This window comes from Pirellula sp. SH-Sr6A (genome assembly GCF_001610875.1).
In the GTDB taxonomy this organism is placed as follows: domain Bacteria; phylum Planctomycetota; class Planctomycetia; order Pirellulales; family Pirellulaceae; genus JBKCUI01.
The window spans coordinates 5,373,079-5,388,950 of record NZ_CP011272.1; the positions used below are offsets into that span (position 1 = coordinate 5,373,079).

General features: G+C 54.3%; 11 protein-coding genes and 1 tRNA gene. 6 read left to right on the forward strand and 6 right to left on the reverse strand.

From position 1 onward, the window contains the following. Positions 1 to 129: 129 nt before the first annotated feature. Positions 130 to 2,034 (reverse strand): molecular chaperone DnaK, encoded by a 1,905-nt coding sequence (gene dnaK / locus VN12_RS20940; protein WP_146678627.1) that lies wholly within the window; start codon positions 2,032 to 2,034, stop codon positions 130 to 132. Between the two features lie 259 nt (positions 2,035 to 2,293). On the opposite strand from dnaK, the gene pheA reads away from it, so the two are divergent. Both pheA and VN12_RS20950 read left to right on the forward strand, forming a co-directional pair. After that, positions 2,294 to 3,355 carry a prephenate dehydratase gene (gene pheA, locus VN12_RS20945; RefSeq protein ID WP_146678628.1) on the forward strand — a complete coding sequence of 354 codons (1,062 nt, stop codon included), beginning with the start codon at positions 2,294 to 2,296 and terminating at the stop codon, positions 3,353 to 3,355. Positions 3,356 to 3,491: 136 nt separating this feature from the next. Then, complete coding sequence (locus VN12_RS20950; RefSeq protein WP_240491215.1) at positions 3,492 to 4,268, forward strand: YceH family protein; 777 nt, start codon at positions 3,492 to 3,494, stop codon at positions 4,266 to 4,268. Here the strand turns inward: VN12_RS20950 and VN12_RS20955 are convergent. From VN12_RS20955 to VN12_RS20975, 5 genes are all read right to left on the reverse strand, one after another. Beyond that, complete coding sequence (locus VN12_RS20955; protein ID WP_146678629.1) at positions 4,265 to 5,362, reverse strand: EAL domain-containing protein; 1,098 nt, start codon at positions 5,360 to 5,362, stop codon at positions 4,265 to 4,267. The genes VN12_RS20950 and VN12_RS20955 overlap by 4 nt on opposite strands. A 57-nt stretch (positions 5,363 to 5,419) precedes the next feature. Then, the gene (locus VN12_RS20960; RefSeq protein ID WP_146678630.1) at positions 5,420 to 9,202 is read right to left on the reverse strand and encodes a protein kinase domain-containing protein; all 3,783 of its coding nucleotides are present in this window, start codon (positions 9,200 to 9,202) and stop codon (positions 5,420 to 5,422) included. A gap of 204 nt (positions 9,203 to 9,406) precedes the next feature. Continuing rightward, entirely contained in the window at positions 9,407 to 10,417 is a 1,011-nt protein-coding gene (locus tag VN12_RS20965; RefSeq protein WP_146678631.1) for a DUF6666 family protein, read from the reverse strand. A 189-nt stretch (positions 10,418 to 10,606) separates the two neighbouring features. Beyond that, on the reverse strand, positions 10,607 to 11,509 hold the full coding sequence (locus VN12_RS20970; RefSeq protein ID WP_146678632.1) for a TrmH family RNA methyltransferase: 903 nt from the start codon (positions 11,507 to 11,509) through the stop codon (positions 10,607 to 10,609). 23 nt (positions 11,510 to 11,532) lie between these two features. Beyond that, positions 11,533 to 11,614 (reverse strand) — tRNA-Leu (locus VN12_RS20975). A gap of 186 nt (positions 11,615 to 11,800) precedes the next feature. Here VN12_RS20975 and VN12_RS20980 point away from each other — a divergent pair. The 4 genes from VN12_RS20980 to VN12_RS20995 all read left to right on the forward strand — a co-directional run bounded on the left by VN12_RS20980 (position 11,801) and on the right by VN12_RS20995 (position 15,788). Further along, positions 11,801 to 12,148, forward strand: a complete 348-nt coding sequence (locus VN12_RS20980; RefSeq protein WP_146678633.1) for a P-II family nitrogen regulator — start codon at positions 11,801 to 11,803, stop codon at positions 12,146 to 12,148. Positions 12,149 to 12,267: 119 nt separating this feature from the next. Then, complete coding sequence (gene lpxB / locus VN12_RS20985) at positions 12,268 to 13,599, forward strand: lipid-A-disaccharide synthase (protein WP_240491216.1); 1,332 nt, start codon at positions 12,268 to 12,270, stop codon at positions 13,597 to 13,599. A gap of 4 nt (positions 13,600 to 13,603) precedes the next feature. Continuing rightward, entirely contained in the window at positions 13,604 to 14,278 is a 675-nt protein-coding gene (locus VN12_RS20990; protein WP_168164539.1) for a histidine phosphatase family protein, read from the forward strand. Between the two features lie 76 nt (positions 14,279 to 14,354). After that, positions 14,355 to 15,788: a neutral/alkaline non-lysosomal ceramidase N-terminal domain-containing protein gene (locus VN12_RS20995; protein WP_146678635.1), complete on the forward strand. Its 1,434-nt coding sequence runs from the start codon at positions 14,355 to 14,357 to the stop codon at positions 15,786 to 15,788. Positions 15,789 to 15,872 lie beyond the last annotated feature (84 nt).

A 15,872-nucleotide genomic window follows, 5' to 3' on the forward strand; every position in this document is an offset into this window, starting at 1 on the left:
AGTCTGGTGACGATGGTTCAAGATGCACTCATTAGCGTCGTCCGAACATGATAACGGAGGCGATACCAAGCGAAACGGGGACTTGCGTCCCCGTTGCTGTTTTCTTTCATGGTGCGAACCACAAGAAGGTTAGTTCTTCACTTCGAATTCGGCGTCGATCGCATCGTCGTCCGGATTCTTCGCTTCACCCGCAGGTGCAGCGCTGGAGGCCTGCGCTCCCACTGCTGCCCGGAAAGCCTGAGCCGATTGTTCCAACTCAGCGGTCGCAGATTTGATTGCGGCGGTCTCGTTGGTTGTAATCGCATCGCGAACCTTCTTGATGGCGGCCTGAAGTGGCTCTCGGTCGCTCGCCGAAAGTTTTTCTCCCTGCTCGTTCATCATCTTTTCCAGAGTATGAATCATGTTCTCTGCAAGGTTCTTTGCTTCCGCAAGCTCGACGAACTTCTTGTCTTCGTCCGCGTGCAATTCAGCCTCGCGACGCATGCGTTCGATTTCGTCTTTGCTAAGACCGCTCGATTGCTCGATCTTGACGCTCGCTTGCTTGCTCGACTTCAAGTCCTTCGCCGAAACGTTTAGGATCCCGTTTTGGTCGATGTCAAACTTCACTTCGATTTGGGGAACACCGCGAGGTTGCGGCTCGATTCCTTCCAAGTTGAATTGACCGAGCAATCGGTTTTGCTGGGCCATTTTGCGTTCCCCTTGGAAGACACTCACCGTCACTGCAGTTTGCCCATCGGCGGCGGTCGAGAAGACTTGCTTCTTTTCCACAGGAACCGTTGTGTTCCTCTCAATCAAGGCGGTGAGCACTCCACCTTCGGTTTCGATCCCCAAGGTCAACGGGGTCACATCGAGAAGGAGAACGTCCTTGCGATCACCGGACAGAACACTGCCTTGAATCGCGGCTCCGACGGCAACCACTTCATCCGGGTTTACCCCTTGGTGTGGTTCCTTGCCGAAGATGTCCTTCACGAGCTGTCGCACCTTCGGAACACGGGTCGATCCACCGACCAACACGACTTCGTCAATGTCGGATGGTTTCATCTTTGCATCGCGAAGCGCTTGCATGACGGGTTCGCGGCATCGCTCGATCAACGAATCGACCAGCGACTCGAACACGCTGCGAGTGATGGTCATTTGCAAGTGTTTAGGGCCAGTCGCATCTGCGGTGATGAACGGCAGATTGAGGTCGGTTTGCGGAAGCGAGCTCAATTCCTTTTTGGCCTTTTCGCAAGCCTCTTGAAGACGCTGAAGCGACATCGGTTCTTTTCGCAGGTCGATGCCGTTGTCTTTTTGGAATTGGTTTGCCACATGGTTCACCAACGCTTGGTCAAAGTCGTCACCACCGAGGTGCGTGTCCCCACTGGTGCTGATCACCTCGAAGACTTTGCTCGTGCTATCATCGCCGCTCATGGCGACTTCCAAGACCGACACGTCAAACGTACCGCCCCCCAAGTCGAAGACGATGATCTTTTGATCCTTTTTCTTGTCCAATCCATAGGCCAGGGCAGCGGCGGTGGGCTCATTGATAATTCGAGCCACTTCCAAACCAGCGATCTGACCAGCGTCCTTCGTGGCTTGACGCTGAGCATCATTGAAGTACGCGGGAACCGTGATAACGGCTTTGGAAACTCGGTGCCCCAGGTAAGCTTCCGCAGCTTCCTTCAATTTGCGGAGGACTTTGGCGGAGATTTCTTGCGGAGTGAATTGCTGATCGCCGATCTGAACCTTGACGTATTCGTTGGCCCCTCCGACGACTTGGTACGGAACAATCTTCTCTTCCGACTCCACTTCCGAGTGGCGTCGTCCCATGAATCGCTTGACCGAATAAACGGTGCGACGGGGATTCGTAACAGCTTGACGGCGAGCAGGTTCACCGACGATCGTTTCGCTCTTGTCGGTGAAGGCAACCACGCTAGGGGTGAGGCGGTTTCCTTCGGCATTCGGGATCACCTTGACCTCGGAGCCTTCCATGACCGCGACCACGGAGTTTGTGGTTCCCAAGTCGATTCCAATAATCTTTTCACCGGATGACATAAGTGATTCCTTCTAGTTACGATAGGGACGCGGTTGGTTCGGACGAGCGCCGCAGCCACGAATCTGCACGCTTCTTCGATGAGCACAGGTTGAAAGCAATCGTCGTGCCAAATTGGGGAGTGCGTCGGGTGAGGCGGCTGTAAGTCGTTTCGTTACAACAGGTTAATTGCAAGGATTGTCCGTCCGTTCGCCTGGGGGCGTCGAGCGGAACGGGAACAGCCCTCCTCCCACACGCCAATTTGACAGAAGAGCTAAGGGTATGGATTTAAAACGAGAATTAGGACAGGTCGACGGAGCTATCGTCGAGTTGCTTGCGAAGCGGATCGACTTGCTTCGGCAAATTGCGGAGGATTCTTCCGAGGGGACACAGTTGCCCGGTTTGGCGACGCACTGTCATGAGTCCCTTCGTCGAGCATTGGAAGTGTGTCATCCTGACCAACGGTACCTTGCCGAACGGGTCGTTCCCTTTATAGCGGGAGTATCGTTTCAACACGCTATAAAGCCGACTCGCATCGCCTATCTGGGACCGGAGTACTCGTATTCCTACTCGGCTGCTCGCAAGTACTTCGGGGCGGACGACGGATTTCAGGCGGTTCAAACCATCGGAGCCGTGTTTGAAGAGATCCAGAGAGGGCAATCGACCTATGGAGTTGTCCCGATTGAGAACTCGACCGACGGACGGATTGTCGACACCCTCACCATGTTCATACGCCGTCCTGTTCGGATCTGCGGCGAGGTGCTCCTGCCGATCCATCACAATCTCTTGGCGAAGTGCGGTCGCTCGGAAATCAAAGAGGTTTATAGCAAACCGCAGGCCCTCTCTCAGTGCAGGGCTTGGTTGGCAGAACATCTACCCAACGCTCGATGGGTGGAGGTGGCGAGCACTGCGGTTGCTGCACAAATTGCCACTCACACGGTAGGAGCCGCTGCGGTCGCGTCCCGCGATGCGGGGATCGCCCTTGGACTGGATCTGATCGCCGAATCGATCGAGGATAATCAGAACAACATCACCCGGTTTGCCATTATCGGAAACGACGAGCCAGCGCCTTCCTCGAATGATAAGACGTCGCTGATGTTTCAAGTTCCTCACAAACCCGGGGCGCTCGCGGATGTCATGCTGATGTTTCGAGACAATGGTCTCAATTTGACTTGGATCGAATCGTTCCCTGTTCCCGGTGTGGCGAACGAGTACTTCTTCTTCGTGGAATTGGATGGGCATCGCTCCCAGTCCCATGTCGAGAACGCGATTCGTTCGCTTGAGAAAGCCGCGATCCGATTGAATTGCCTTGGGTCTTACCCTAAGGGGGTGACGGTCCGCTGATCGGAACGCAGCGAGCGTTGCCCCGCAACTCGTACCCATGGCACCTTGTTTTGGAAGAGCGAATGGGGTCTAACGTTACGGACGAAACCATTGGCGATCGCCAATTCCATTACGCCAGCCAGAGGACGAGCTCACCGTGGATCAAGATGAATCGGCATCGATAGATGATTCCTTTTCCAACCCTACCCATGCTCCGACGCAACCTGCGGAGGATGCTCGGGATTGGAAACCTCTCACAGCCAAGCAACGTCGCGTTCTGGGGACGCTCATGGAGAAGTCAAAAACGACTCCAGACGCCTATCCCATGTCCTTCACAGGATTGGCCACCGGGTGCAATCAAAAAAGCAATCGCGAGCCGATAACCAATTACTCCGCGGAGCAAATCGAAACAATTGTGGACGAGCTGCGGGCACTCGGTGCGGTGACGATTGTTCAAGGATCGGGACGCGTTACCAAGGTTCGTCATTACGCGTACAACTGGATCGGGCTTAACAAAACCGAGGCCGCTGTGTTGACCGAGTTGCTGCTGCGGGGTGAACAAACGATCGGCGAGCTTCGTACGCGTGCTTCGAGAATGGAGCCCATTGCAGATCTCTCGCAGATGCAGCAAATTTTTGACGAGCTTAAGCGACGAGATTTGGTTCTCGAACTCACGCCCCCTGGACGCGGCCAATTGGTCTCGCACAATCTCTATCCAGAATGGGAACGAGATCAACTGTTAGCAAAGTGTGTCGGAAAAGGAGGATCTGCGGCCGAGGATGACGAGCCCTCAACCTCCGCGGGCACCCAATCGGCCGTGCTCGCCCCCTCCGCGGCGAACTCGAAAGTGATGGACGAGATCGAGCAGCTCAAGCTGCTAATCGGAGGATTGAACGAGCGCTTGACGCATATCGAAAAAGAACTTGGTATTTAGCAGTCGGGTGCCGGGAAAGGGGCGGGGCGACCGTAAAGGAAACCTTGCCCCAGCTCAAACCCCATTGCGACGCAGACTCTATGCTCGGCTTCGGTTTCTACACCTTCAGCGAGCGGTATGGTTCCCAGATCTCGGGATAGTCGTACTAAAGCGGCTAACAGCTCCTGCCTGGAACCCGGAGCTTGATCGATGTCCCGAATCAACTGCATGTCGAATTTGAGTACATCGGGTGGTTGTTCTCCCAGTTCGAGCAATCTACCTTGGCCAGCCCCGAAATCGTCGTACGAGAGCTGCATGGATAAGTCGGAAAGCGTGTCTCGCAATTTACCGATGGACCTTGGATCGGTCACAGATGCTTCGTGGATTTCAAGTGTGATACGGGTATTCGGATACTGCATCCTCAATCGAAAGAGCGAGTCAAGAAGCCGATCGTTCACCACTTCACACGGATGCGTGTTCAAGAAATAGTTCGAATCGGCATGTTGCGAGCGAGCGGCTACGGATAGGCCCTCCTCTCGAATCATCTCGCTCAAGGTCGCGTTCTGGCCCAAACGATCGGCTGCGCTGAATATGTTTGCCGGAGTTGTGAGCCCTTCTAGCTTGCTTCGTACGAGTAACTCGTGCGCGATGGGCTTTCTCTCCGCCATCGTGATGATGGGCTGAAAAAATGGAATCACCGCTCGCTTGGAAAGCAAGGTATCAAAATGCAGAAGTGTTTGTGCCCAGGGAAGAATGCCTTGCTCATGCGTGGCTCCTGCATCGGATCGATCTTCCTTTCCAACGCGAAAAAGCGCATTACCGAACTGAAGCAAATCCCCTTCGCAAACCGAACTGCGCTGCACGGGATGGCAGTTCAAAAACGTACCATTTGTGCTCTGCAGGTCTTCCACCCACATTTCGTTCTCGTCGAAAGAAATCCGCGCGTGGCGTTTGGAGACGGAGACCTCCGGAATACAAACGTCTGCGTCGGCGGTTCGTCCGACGACAAGGGAACGCTGCTGAAGCGCTATCGACCTCTTTTGCTGTTCCCCAGGACCAAATTCCACCAAGGTCCAACAGCTATTGGCACATGCAATCGTCTCACAGTTCATCATTTCAAAGCTCTCTGTGGTCGTGAATGGATTCGTGTTCGAAATCGGGAACCGTCGCGATCACGGCTGTGCGTTGGCGAGGATCCACTCCTGCAAGAGCACCTTGCGATCCGGTGATACTTCTCGCGATTGAAGCGTGATTGGTAGTTCGGTCTCTTTCACGATATGTTGAACCAATGGATCGCTAAAAATTGGTTCGGTCATTGATATTCCCGTTTGAATCCTCGATGCGATTTGCATAACCAGTCTCGCATTGCTACCAAAGTAGTCCAATCGCCCGTTCTGATTGGAAATCAGGAGCCTCCCGCGATGGACAGCGATCCCCACCTGCAAGGGTGCCATTTGTGGATCGTGGCATCGCGCGTTTTGCAGGTGAATTCCAAATCGGATTGCAGCGCCGCAATCTCGGAACGACAACAGCATCCCTTCGCTGATCGATTTGACTACAGCACCTCGATGCGGAGCGGCTTGCTTCTCGACTTCCTGCATGAAATTTTGGATCGTTCTATAAGCCTCTGTGTCACCCAATCGATCGTAAAGCGATTCGACATTGTTGACTTGCAGGGCGACCAGAGTCAGATCTTCCGAAGTCACCGGCACATCGCTCTGAAAGACCTGATCGGGAAAGAGCTTTCGGAATCTTGTGATCGCGGATGCGGAAGCGGCGGTGACAACATCGTCTCGGACAATAGTTCGTTCCAGTCGGACAAGCTGCTGTTTGTCTAGGTTGTTTTCTATAAAGAGTGAAACCGCTCCTTCTCGAAGGCTTGGGATCGAACTGGATTGTCCGAGATTGCTGAGAAAGAACTCGAGTTGCGATGGAGCGTGGGAACTGCGAACAGAAATAGTCTGCGACTCGATGGATTGAGTCGTGCGAAGCAGATAGTTGCCAGTTTGGATTGGGAGTTCCAACTCGATACGCTCTCCCGGTTGCAATCGGACTTGGCTGATCACGTGGGGTGAGTTCCCTGGTCCGCCAACACAGTACGTTGCGGAGTCGACTTCGCGTAGTTCGGGGTGAACCGCAAAGACCATTTCAATCGAATCCGCAAGGTTCGATTGAAAATCCGAATCGCAAGCGTCGCATTGAGTGTGGTTTTCGATTCGTGACAAGAGCGGTTCCGACGCAGCCGGAGCTTTGCAACTCGGGCAAAGGATGTCCCAGTGCAGCTGGAGGATTCCCACGGAGGCGGCGACGATGCACGCATCCAACAGGATGTCAGGATCGACACCCAGCGTCTTCGCCAACGCCAGGGGACGGATCTTCGCGGCGGCTTGGGGGGTAGCGTAGCGAATGAAGTGGGACAGCATCCTGCATAATTCCGCATCGATCCCCAGTCTACGCATCTGTTCGGCGCGGTCATCCAGTCTTTTCGATCGGGCGCGCGAAAGATTAGGGGCATCCTCAAAGGGATCGATCACTTGATTCGAGGACGCTTTGGATTGCAAGAACTCGTCGATGTGTTTGTAGACCCTGTCGAGCGCGCGTCCACCCTTCCAGCCCGCTTCGATTGTCGAGACGATTGTTCCGAGTGTATTGCGAGGTTCGATTTTGACCGTGTGGATGAGCTTGGTACCTCCGGATGGCAGGGGTAAAAGCTCTGCTGAACTCATGAACCACTTAAACGGTCCACTTGAGAACTCGCGTAACACTCCCATGCGTCGCCCTTCGATCCATTCGAACGGATGCTCTTCCCAGGAGACTTTCACAGCACCCAAGTGAAACGAACCGAATTTGCGTAAACCCCGCTCGGGGTCCTGTTCGTTTCGGTACGTAACGGCGGGGAGACCCACGGCCCGATTCAATCGATCCGTATCGCTGACGAGGGGCCAGAGGTCTCTGGCTTGGCTTTGAAGAGTCCATTCAAAGGTGCGCGTCCAAAGTTTTTTGGATTCATGGGTGGGGAGACGCGGATGATCCTCAAGGGCCGAGGGTGTTCCGTTGAGGATTCGGTTGATTTCCAACAGCAGCTGTGTCGCGTCAGCGAATCGGTCTGAAGGATTTTTGGCAAGCATCCGCGTTACCAATTGGCAAGTTCGATCGGAGATCGCTCGATTGCGTTTTTGCAAATCGGGGGGCGGATCAAAGCACTGCATTGCGGCAGTCTTCATCGGATCGTCGGACCGAAACGGAACGTCACCTGTGAGCATTTCGAATAGCATGATTCCGATTGCATACACGTCGGCAGCAGGTCCAATTTCGGATTGCCCTTTGCATTGTTCCGGTGCCATATACATCGGTGTACCGAGCATGGTCCCCGCACGCGTTACTTCCATCGAGGCCGATTGATGGATGTGTCTTGCAATACCGAAGTCGGAAAGTTTGATTCTCCAATCCGACAACGACGTAGAGTCGGGACTAGCGGTCTCCGATCGGGAGGCTAAGAGAATGTTATCTGGTTTGATATCGCGGTGAATGATTTGCTGCGCATGGGCTTGCGACAAAGCCTTGCACAGATCTGCGATAAACTGCAACGCATCGCGCTCAGGTAGGGGAGCTTTTCCTCGCAACCAAGATTTGAAAGTTGGTCCGTCGACGTACTCCATCGCGAGGAAGTGGTAGCCAAGGGCCTGTCCGACCTCTAGTAATTCCGTTACATATTCGTTGCGTACGCTGGCTAGGATGCGGGCTTCCTTGGTGAATCGACGAACCGAGTGCGGATTGTCGCCATGTTGATTCAAAAGGACTTTCACCGCGACCGCTTTCCCTCCCAGCGTATCGGTCGCTTGGAAGACCATTCCCATCCCACCCTGTCCCAGCAGACGGTGGAGGCGATAGTTCCCCAGCAAATCTCCAGGACGGAGAATGCGATGAACAGATCCCGTTGCGTCGGCCGGATGGTCCACGGCGGAAACAAAGGTCTTCTCGTCGGTGTCTTCGCTAGGATCGCGATGCGAGCCATCCAATTCGGGAACTTCCATTGCGAAGTTCGATTGAACATCTTCAGGGACATCGGAATCGATGCGGGCATGTTTAGCACCGCGGGGGAGATGTTCTTGGACTGCGACGCTTAGGGTTCGATCCAGGGGCGCAACCCATTTTGTATAAAAGGGATTTCGATTTTCAGGAATGCAATCACCCAGGGTTTTGCACCAAGCATCGAACTGGGACTCCAGTTGAGTCGCCTCGACTTTTTCTCGCGCTAGCCGTTTGAGAACGGCCCAGTGTCGGGCAGGGGGCTGGGAATCTGTTTCGTCGGTCTCCAGCGATTCCAAAACCAGCGTCTGCACCAAAGCGATCGCAGCGCGAAGATCCGATTCGTATAGCGAGGATGCCGTAGCAAGGACGGTTGGGCATTCTCTTAGGAACCGTTCCGTATAGTCGCATTGGATTTGAAAGGGTTCGTCAGATAGGACATGCACGCATTCCGCGTTTAGGTCGCCATGGAATAGCCCGTGGGTGCAGGCAGTATGGACTGTCCAAAGCAGGTTCAGTGCCAATTCGACCCTCCGGAGTCGGTCGGCTTGAACGAGGAAATCTTTGAGCGGCTTGGTAGCGGAAGCAGCCAAGACCATGCGAGGGATACCTTCCGAACGACCGAAATCGAGAACCCTTCTGGCCAAGGGGTCCCGAATCTGGTGGATTCGTTCGCATTGCGTTCGGCAGGCCTCTTCTCCTTCGGGATGGTTTTGGAGCCATGGCATAAAACGAATTTCAACTTCGGACTTCGTTTCGGAGTCCCAGGCGAAATATCGGGGTGGATTGGAGTTTGGAAGAAGTCGCCATTGGGAGAAGCGGCAATCCTCTGAATCCGCGGTTTTCAGAGGGGGTGGATTCTGCAGTTGCCCCAGAAAAGGGAGGGGCATGCTGAGGGAAGCAGCCGTCGGAATCAAAGTTGCCATGTGGAATACGCTTCGAAGTGCCTATGATCAAAATCACGGGTCAGGATGGACCACCCCTACCCTAGGATTCCGATTTCAACAATTGGCGAAGAGAGCCAGTAAGCTCGCAAACATTGCAGACTCGAAACTCGAATCTGCGGCGTTTAACGATTGTTCCGTCATTTGGAGAATAAGCCAGTCAACAGATCTCGCCGACTGGGCGGGCTATTGCAACAGGTCGACCGAGAAGGTCGTTGGTGATGCGAGCGACATCATAGGGCTATAGCGCCCGCGACGCGCTCGGAAAACATTGCCGCCCGGATACCATTGGATACCGAGAAAAGCATCCACCGTGCCTGTGTCGCTCGGCATGATAATATTCGTTTCGCCGTAAATCGCGAGACTAGGTGTTAGAGGCATTAGAACATCAGCGCCGAAGAGGAATGGATTGTTCTTCGATGCGGACGGTCCGGTCACTGCGTTGTTCTCACTGTGCTCGTCCGCCAAACCAAACCATCCCGTTGTTTGTGCACCGGTTTTCCAGAAGTGCCTCAGATACACCGACCCTTGATCGATAGGCCGAAGCGTCACCGGAGTGTTCGCTCCGAAGACGCCGGTATCGGAATTGGATCGGAACGCAGCGTTGACACCGATCTCGTTCCGAGGGTTGAAGAGGTAGCTTCCCTTCATCCGCCATTGACCGAGCTGGAACGAGTCAAAGGACTTTTCGTAAAGGAAGTCGTGCACGAACCCCCAGCCGAATCCGCTATCGGTTCGCTGGAAAGCGCCGAGCGTCGTGAAGCTTTGGGTGCGACCCGTCTCTTCTCCCAGGAGTTCGTAAACACGCACCGCGTTGGAGGATGCTACGATACTAGTCCCGGCCTGAATTCCAATTCCTAGCGACTCGAATACGGGGAAGGCCGTATTGATCGCGGCCTGCCCACCCAGGTTCGCATTCACGCCGAAGTCCTGTGGTTGCTTCGATCCATCGATCGCACCAAGGATGGTCGTTTCTTCCCATCGCCAGAGACTGGGGAAATAGCCATTCCACTCCGAGGCTTTTACCTGCGCGATGTCTTCGGGTTCGACTGCTGTGATCGGAAGTGCCGGATCGTACGCTTGATCGTGAAACATCACTTCAAAGTCGGCTTTGGCGAATTGTGAAACCGGTGAAAACGCCAGAGAGATGGTGAAGCCACTCCAGAGGAAGTTAGCTAGGAGACTGTAATAACGCATATTTGCGATTCACCTTCGCGTTGTGGGAATGCACAACGCATCGATTCAAACCCAAAGAAGAGACAAATAGATCGATCGGTTGATCCGATTCCCCATCTTGCCGTTTCTTTCCCCAGCTGCTGTATTTTAACAAACAGATGCACCTGATTGCTAGCAATGGGAGTTGCCGTCGCACTGCGGGTGCATTTGCTAGCGAGGAGACGTTGCGATCAGCATTTCGTTCTGACGTTTGGATTCGTAGAGGACGACAGCGGTACTAACCGATGCGTTGAGGGAGTCTACCACTCCCGACATCGGAATCGCGATCGGTTTGATGGATGGATCGAGCCAGCGGTGTTGAAGTCCCTCTGCCTCGTTTCCGATCACGATGGCGTGGGGCTGTTGATAATTCGCTGCCGTGTAGCACTTGGAGCCTTCCACGCGAGCAGCGAATATTTGGATGTTGGATTTTGCCAGCCAAGCCTGCACAGCGGCTTCTGTGGCGATCGCAATCGGAACGGTGAATAGGGCGCCTAGACTGGCGCGAACTGCGTTCGGATTCCAGGCGTCGCAAATGGGATCCGCGAGGAGAACTCCCGTGACTCCGGCGCCATCGGCGGTCCGAAGTGCGGCGCCGAGGTTTCCTGGTTTTTCGATCCGATCAAGGACTAGATAACACGGATGGGACCGGCGACTCGCAACCTCCCTTTGGGGCTCGCTGTTGGGGCGTTTTGAATGGGACCAGCGAGTTTGAACTCGCTCAGAAAAGCCATCCAAGTCGGTCTTGGGGACTTTGGCGACGGCAATGAGTTCGAGGTCCCGCTGGCCGTATTGCAATTTTTCCATCGCCGCGGGCGCAACGCGAAAGCAGCAGGACTGGGCATCGTTCAGTGGGTAATTCGCGAGGAGACTTCTGAGCTGGGCCATCGAGTCCGCATCATCGCGAACGAATAGTTGCTCCAGAGAGATGCCCCCCTGCAGGGCCCTTTCGATCAAGCCGATCCCATCGATTAAGAACAGTCCTTGTTGCCTGCGGGATTTGGCATCGCGCAATGCAGCAGCCGATTTGATCCTGGGATTCTGAGGGCTGGCGAGGAGAAAAAAGGAATCCAAGCTGATTCACCTGAGGGAAAGAGTGGTCGCTCGGGGAGTCGAACCCCGACGCCTTTCGGCACAAGATCCTAAGTCTTGCGTGTCTGCCAATTTCACCAAGCGACCGTCTCCACAACGCGAAGTAGTCTACTCGCTACGGGATTGCCTGCAAGACCCGCCGGCGGGCCCATCTCCTGCCATTCTAGCGTCAGCCCCCTTCCACGGACGCGTCCCTTCCTAGACACTGATTTTTCGACGATTTTCCACGTCTGGGTTCGACGACCCCACCTCCATCACGAGATCGATCGTTGCATGAAACTGCTCCTGGCTATCATTCAACCCAATAAACTACAGGCCGTACGCGAAGCGCTCCAGAATGCAGGCATTCACCGAACCACGGTGTTGGACGCGCAGGGTTATGGTCGTCAGAAGGGGCATTCCGCTTTTTACGCGGGGGTGGAGTATCAGATTCACTTGTTGCGCAAAGTGAACTTGGAGATCTTCGTGAACGACGATTTCGTCGAGAAAGCCATCGACACGATTTGCCGCGTTGCGAAAACAGGTTCGCAGGGAAGCATCGGGGACGGAAAGATTTTTGTGCTGCCAGCCATCGAAGCGATTACGATCGATTCCGGTAGCCGAGGCCCCAGTTCGGTTTAAGGCACGTCGTTATTTCGCCATCTTTCCCAACCGTTAAATCAAACGCTTGATCTTGCCCCGGTTCTCCAATTTCACGTATACCGGCGGGTTGTACCGAATTCCCTGGCGAGCGATAACCGATGAATCAAAACGAGTTCACTGAGTGCAGTCATGATGGTGACTGTAGTCAAATCTATATCGATGGATCGATGCTCGACTCGTTGGGTGATGAAACGTACATGGGACAACGTTTTTTCTTCTCCGTGGGGGAACCAAGTGGTGACCTCCATGCTGCGAATCTCATCCGCTCACTGAAGCGTCTTTCGCCTACCTCCACTTTCCGAGGTTTCGGTGGGTCTCGGATGATCCAAGCGGGATTGGAACTCGACTTCGACCTTACCAGCATGGCGGTGATGGGGTTTGCCGAAGTCCTTCCCAAGTTGCGGGAGTTTTTCCGGATTGCGAAACTGGCAGAGATGTCGTTTGCTCGCGGAGAGGTCGATGGCGTGGTCCTGGTAGACTTCCCCGGCTTCAACTGGCATATCGCGAAGCGTGCGAAGAAGTACGGCATCCCGGTTTACTACTACCTTCCGCCCCAGTTGTGGGCATGGGGCGGCTGGCGCATCGCCAAGATGCGGAAGCACGTCGACCATGTACTGTGCAATCTTCCCTTTGAAGCTGCTTGGTTCGAGAGCAAGAAAATGCCCGCGACGTACGTGGGGCATCCCTTCTTTGATCACATTGCCCAGCAACCGCTCGATACAAAATTCATAGATCGATGGCGTTGCAACCACCAGATCCAGGTATCGGTCCTGCCCGGCTCGCGCGACCATGAAGTCAAGCACATTTGGCCGCTGCAACTCGAAGCGATCCGCAAACTGTCGCGGCAATTCCCGCATGTCCAATTCATGGTAGCGGCGCTCAAAGATTCCCATGCGCTTTGGTGCAAGAATTCGTTGACTGCCAGCGATGCGAAACTTCCGATTCACATCTTCGCTGGAAAGACGAGCGAGATCATCGAATTGTGCGATTGTTCGATTATGAAGAGCGGATCCGTATCCCTCGAGATGATGGCGCGCGGGAAACCTGCCACGGTGATGTACCACGTGAACACCACGACGTATTGCATGGCCAAAGCGTTGGTCCGAATTCCGAGTATTTCGCTTCCCAATCTTATCGCGGAAGAACCCCTTCTACCGGAATGCATCTCCCATGGTTCACTTGACTCAAAGTCATCGAAGACTTCGGTCCAATCGGTTGTCGAGCACATGTCGAGACTACTTAGCGACAATGCCTATCGATTGAACCAACGTCGAAAGCTGATCGAACTCTCCAATCAGTTTGCCCGTCCAGGGGCAAGCTATGCGACAGCCAAGTTCTTATTGCAGGAGTTGGCATCCACCAGCCACGGTACATTGCCGATCGACGAATCGGATCTCCCGAATTCTGTTGTGTCTCGAAAAGCGGCGTAACACGATGGCAGCGAGAGCCGTTTTGTATCTAGTCCGCCATGCCCAGTCGGAGAACAATGCCAATCCCGATACATTGAGGGTTCCGGATCCTGGTATTACGGACGTTGGCAGGCAGCAAGCTCAACACTTGGCCTCCCGGATGGATCGCTATGCCCCGACTCTCCTCTATTGCAGCCCCTTTCTGCGGACATTGCAAACCGTTGCACCGGTGGTCCAGCGAATGGGAATTCAGCCCTGGATTCGACAAGACCTATATGAACAAGGAGGATGTTATAGCGGGCATGAAATAGGGAGGCGAACTCCAGAAAAAGGGCTACCTCGTTCGAAGATTCAATCCCTTTATCCGGACTGGGAGATCGACGAACGGATCGGGGAGGCGGGGTGGAATCAACTGGAATGCTACGAGACCATACAACTCGCACGGGAACGCGCACGACAAGTGCGTAGGTGGTACGAATCGCAAATGGACCTGCATGCAAATCATCGCGTCTTGATGATGATCCATGCCGATTTCAAAGTTCGATTGCTCGAAGCCATGCTGGAAATCGAGGATCTCGATCACCTCGTATCGGAACCGATCAATACTTCGGTCTCCTGTCTATTCTTTGAAGATAATCGCTGGAAGTTGCACTACTGGAACGACTTCCATCATCTGCCTGAGACGCTCGTGACGCATTGATTACGATCAATCTGATACAATCGTTTTGCTATTTCGGTATGTGCGGTTTGTTCTCGAGTTTGTTTGGCGGTTGTGTATGTCCTGGCGAATTTTGATTGTATCGATCCTTGGCTGGATTCTTGGAGTCGCCCTGGTTGATTGTGTTTATGGCCAGTCCGAATCCTCCTTGCGAGCCGGATTCGCGAAAGTGGATATTACCCCTACAGTACCAACCCCGATGGCGGGGTACTACCAAGGGCGTCTCTCTACGGAAACACATGACCCCTTGTGGTGCCGCGCGACGGTCCTGGACGACGGGGGCACTCGAGTGGCTCTCGTCGCTTTGGACCTTATCACTACAACACGGTGGCTTACCACCGAAGCTCGCGCGCGAATCGCTTCGAAGACATCGGTTCCCGGGGAGCATGTTCTCATTTCAGCAACCCATTCCCACACGGGCCCCGTGATGTACGATCCGGCCAACGCTCGCTATCAGCTATTGGGGAATGCCAATCCTGCGACCGAAAAGTACATGGCGGAATTGCCGGACAAAATTGCAGTTTGTATTTCCGAGGCCATGAAGAATCTTGGAAATGTCCGCGTCCATGCGGGCGTTGGTGAGGAGCAGGAGTTGGCTTTCAATCGCCGGTTTTTCATGAGCGATGGAAGTGTCGGCTGGAATCCTGGGAAACTCAATCCAAAAATCGTGCGCGAGGCAGGTCCTACCGATACCACACTACCCATTGTCGCCATCTATCGTGAGGGTTCCGAGTTGGCGGGATTGCTCAGCAATTTCTCCATCCACTTGGACACGGTCGGTGGTACGCAGTGGAGCGCCGACATGCCGTACGCCATGCTTCAATCCCTTCAGCAGGTAATGGGTGACCGATGCCATTTGCAGTACTCCACGGGGTGCTGCGGCGATGTGAATCACATCGACGTCCGCAGAGCTTTTCCGCAAAAGGGGCACGCAGAAGCCGCACGCATCGGAACGCGTCTAGCTGGCGCGGTGCTTCGCGCGTGGAGCGATTTGCCAGCAGCGCAGGGGGCGAGACTCCACGCATCTTCGCGGATGGTAACACTCCCGGTGGCGAAACATGCTGCAGAACGCGTAGCTTGGGCGAAGGAGATTGCCGAAAAATCGACTCAGACTCCGCAACCACCTTTCCGCGACATGGTCGAAGCATTTCGCATTTTGGATATCGAAGCCCGCAATCACGAACCTTATTCGGTCGAGGTGCAAGTCCTTTCGCTCGGTCGTGAAATCGCTTGGGTTTCTTTGCCCGGGGAAATATTCGTCCAGTTGGGGATCGCGATCAAGGATGGGTCCCCTTTTCGAGTCACTTCGGTGCATGAGCTTGCTAATGGTTCGATCGGTTATATTCCGACGCGGCAAGCTTATCCGCAGGGGAATTACGAAGTGGTCTCGGCACGCTGCGACGTGGGAAGTGGAGAATTATTGGTCGACGCTGCGCTCGCGCAATTGCAGGAGCACTTTGTTGTCCAGTCGCAGAGCGAGGCTGGTCGATAGCCCTTAGGGGCCATCGATATCTTTGACGAATGCAAGAATCGCGTCTTGGAGGGAAATTTATTCCATTGGCGGCCCCTTCTCTCT

Coding starts and splice junctions, on each gene's coding strand:
- dnaK (WP_146678627.1), bottom strand. CDS start 2,034: ATGTCATCCGGTGAAAAGATTATTGGAATCGACTTGGGAACCACAAAC.
- pheA (WP_146678628.1), top strand. CDS start 2,294: ATGGATTTAAAACGAGAATTAGGACAGGTCGACGGAGCTATCGTCGAG.
- VN12_RS20955 (WP_146678629.1), bottom strand. CDS start 5,362: ATGATGAACTGTGAGACGATTGCATGTGCCAATAGCTGTTGGACCTTG.
- VN12_RS20960 (WP_146678630.1), bottom strand. CDS start 9,202: ATGGCAACTTTGATTCCGACGGCTGCTTCCCTCAGCATGCCCCTCCCT.
- VN12_RS20965 (WP_146678631.1), bottom strand. CDS start 10,417: ATGCGTTATTACAGTCTCCTAGCTAACTTCCTCTGGAGTGGCTTCACC.
- VN12_RS20980 (WP_146678633.1), top strand. CDS start 11,801: ATGAAACTGCTCCTGGCTATCATTCAACCCAATAAACTACAGGCCGTA.
- lpxB (WP_240491216.1), top strand. CDS start 12,268: ATGAATCAAAACGAGTTCACTGAGTGCAGTCATGATGGTGACTGTAGT.
- VN12_RS20990 (WP_168164539.1), top strand. CDS start 13,604: ATGGCAGCGAGAGCCGTTTTGTATCTAGTCCGCCATGCCCAGTCGGAG.
- VN12_RS20995 (WP_146678635.1), top strand. CDS start 14,355: ATGTCCTGGCGAATTTTGATTGTATCGATCCTTGGCTGGATTCTTGGA.